The sequence below is a fragment of the Moorena sp. SIO4E2 genome (genome assembly GCF_010671945.1).
In the GTDB taxonomy this organism is placed as follows: Bacteria; Cyanobacteriota; Cyanobacteriia; order Cyanobacteriales; family Coleofasciculaceae; genus Moorena; species Moorena producens.
The window spans coordinates 1-2,243 of the sequence record NZ_JAAHIE010000916.1 but is presented as its reverse complement, the minus strand read 5'-3'; the positions used below and the strand labels follow the sequence as shown (position 1 = coordinate 2,243).

The window sequence follows — 2,243 nt, the reverse complement described above, 5'->3', positions numbered from 1 at the left end:
TGGGGGAAACCACGGCAGTCGCTCATGGGGGAAACCACGGCAGTCGCTCATGGGGGGGACCACGCCAGTTGCTCATGGGGGAAACCCCCAAGACCGCACTGGCTCCCCAAGACCGCGCTGCCTCCCCAAGACCGCGCTGCCTCCCCAAGACCGCGCTGCATCGCTTTCTGGAAGCTTAAACCCTTATAACTACGTGCAGTGTCAGCCCAAAACACCATGTATCTTTCAGGTGCGACCCGTGGCGAATTTAATTCGCCAAGGTCAAGCGCACCTGAAGTAACTTATGGGCTGAAATGACTACCGAGTAAGGATTTCAGCTTGCATGTCACCCCCCCAGGTATTAAATAGTTCAATTGTTATATTTTAGCGCAAGCCTTATCCTACAAGGATTACAGCGAGTTTACGAATCAGCTCTCAGGCAAAATTCAGGAAATTACGCAGTGCTTAACAACAGTTAAAGTATATTAAAGTATAGTTAGGGAAAGAGTAATAACTTAGTTGACGATTTAAGGTATAACACGATACTATCAGTATGTTGTTAATTGTAGTTAGGTGAGCGGCGTACCTCAAACCAAACAAAAGCTGATGAGTATCTAGGGGTTAACGTCAGCACACTAGCCCGATGAAAAAATCAATCATCCCGACTTATGCAACGAGCCTTCAAAACCAAATTAAAACTGAATAACAAACAAAAAACCTTGATGGCTCAACACGCTGGGTATTCTAGGTGGCTATGGAACTGGGCTTTAAACCTGTGGAAGGAAGCCTATAAAGCTGGACTCAAACCTTCAGCCAATAAGTTGAAAAAGTTCTATACTCATCATGTGAAGCCTCAGTATACCTGGCAGTCCACATTAAGTTCTAGGGTTTACCAATTTGCTTTCATGCACTTAGGAGAAGCATTTAGTCGATTTTTTCAAGGGATTGCTCAACATCCTAAGTTTAAGAAAAAAGGTAGAAATGATAGCTTTACCCTAGATAATTGCGGTAAGCTCATGAAGTTTTCAGGGACTCGGTTAAAACTTCCTTTCTTGGGATGGGTTAGTACCTATGAACCAATACCTGAAATCCAGACAAAGCGAATCACAATCAGTCGAGTAGCAGATTATTGGTATATTTCGCTAGCCTACGAATTTGAGCCTGAATATACCCCAAAGTCCAGAGAATATCTAGGTGTAGATGTTGGGATTAAAGTTTTAGCGACTTGCTCTGATGGGACCGTATTTCCTAACCCTAGAGCCTATAAGCAAGCTCAGAAAAAATTAACTCGACTTCAACGAGAACTATCTAGAAAAAAAGTTGGTTCTGTCAACAGAAAGAAGACCAAGCTAAGACTGGCTAAAACTCATCAGCATATCGCTAACATCCGGAAAGATGCCATTCACAAGTTAACCTCTTGGCTTTGCAAAAACCACGCAGTCATTGGGGAACGAAGATTTGAATGTTTCCGGTATGCTGAAAAACCATAAGGAACGCGGGTGCCATTGCTGATTCTGCTTTGTCTGAAATTCGTCGTCAAGTCGAATACAAGTCGGAGTGGTACGGATCAAAAACAGTGTTTGCGGATAGATTTTATCCATCAACAAAAACCTGTTCAAGTTGTGGCCACATCCAGGAAATGCCACTCAAAGAACGAGTTTTTAATTGCGAAGCTTGCGGTGAAGTTCGAGATCGTGATTATAATGCTAGCCTCAATTTAGAACGATACGCCGAGAGCTACTCGGTTTGAGCCTGTGGAATAGGAAGTGCCGACACCCTATGAAATGCCAGGTAACTGGAAAGAAGCAGGAAGGAAACATTAATACGGTTTATACCGTGTTGTGTCAGTTTTCCGTAGCAGTAATAGGTAATATGCAACAGCGGATATGGTAACAAAACTATGTCTTAACCTTTACTTCGACTGCTATACCAGTAAACTTTCAACCTTCAACATCCAACATCCAACATTCAACCTTCAACATTCAACCTCCAACATTAAACCTTCAACAGTTAACCTTCAACCTCTAACCTTCAACCCTCAACCGAATAAACCCTTCCTTTCCAAGCACCACCCCGTCCTTGCCAATGTCGCCATGCTGAATCTATGGTCATTAAGGTATAGAGCAACCCGATCCCAGGTAAGCAAAATCCTAGCAGAGGAGAACATTGATACAGGCGCAGTGTGGGTAAGTAAGCTAAAGCCATCAGTAACCATGTCACAAAGGATGCGATCGCATTCAGCCAATGTCCAGTCAAAACACTAA

General features: G+C 43.4%; 2 pseudogenes. One reads left to right on the top strand and one right to left on the bottom strand.

The features are described from left to right. Window positions 1–647 precede the first annotated feature (647 nt). A pseudogene (locus F6K37_RS38945) lies at window positions 648–1,729 on the top strand (RNA-guided endonuclease InsQ/TnpB family protein). A 281-nt stretch (window positions 1,730–2,010) separates the two neighbouring features. Here F6K37_RS38945 and F6K37_RS38940 read toward each other — a convergent pair. Continuing rightward, window positions 2,011–2,243, bottom strand: a pseudogene (locus F6K37_RS38940) (glycosyltransferase); the annotation flags it as partial.